Below are 642 nucleotides of genomic sequence, written 5' to 3' on the forward strand. Positions count from 1 at the left end.
GAAGTGCATCCATCGCCCGAAGCAGATGCTGATGGGTTATGCCTTCCGGCATGGCTGGCATCGCCACCGTTTCCAACCAGCGCAGAACGCCTAACTTGCTGTCCGGGGCGCAGAGCCGGTTGAACACCATGGCCCGCACAAGGGCCTCGGCGTCAATCTCACGACGCCCGGAACGCAACGCGCGCTTGAGCGCGCGATCAAAACCGAGGTCTTTCCACAGTTCATGGAGCGCGAAGACATCACCGAAGCCCAACGCGGAGTCATAGGTGATGTCGGAAGCAGTGTTCTCCAAACGGCCAACAGCCCGATTGAGCCCGTTGATCAATGGATCGAGCTTTGTCGGGCTGAGCTTGTCCAGTCGCCCCAGATTGGCGACGACCTTGATGCGGACCTTTCCGGTCTCGTCGCGGTGGCCCTCGACCAGTTGCAGGTAGCGCCGACCGCCCGATTCAGTGATGCGCGTGTACATGGACGAACGATACATCGCCAAAAGCCAATGGCTCAAGCGCATAATTAGAAAAACGTGTTACAACAAGACTTCCGCTAAAACGCCTCAAGCCGCCCCATAACCCGTTGAAATTACTGAAACGCCGACACCCGAAAAACCAAAAAACAGGGAATAACTGTCGAAGTCCGGAATGC

1 protein-coding gene is annotated in these 642 nt (G+C 57.0%); it reads right to left on the reverse strand.

Features of this window, described 5'->3' with window-relative positions; genetic code table 11:
• Window positions 1-469: IS1634 family transposase N-terminal domain-related protein (locus IE082_RS11135; protein WP_505706070.1), on the reverse strand; the 469-nt coding region annotated here is incomplete at its 3' end.
• Window positions 470-642: the final 173 nt, after the last annotated feature.

The sequence above is a fragment of the Formosimonas limnophila genome (assembly GCF_014652675.1).
Lineage (GTDB): Bacteria > Pseudomonadota > Gammaproteobacteria > Burkholderiales > Burkholderiaceae > Hydromonas > Hydromonas limnophila.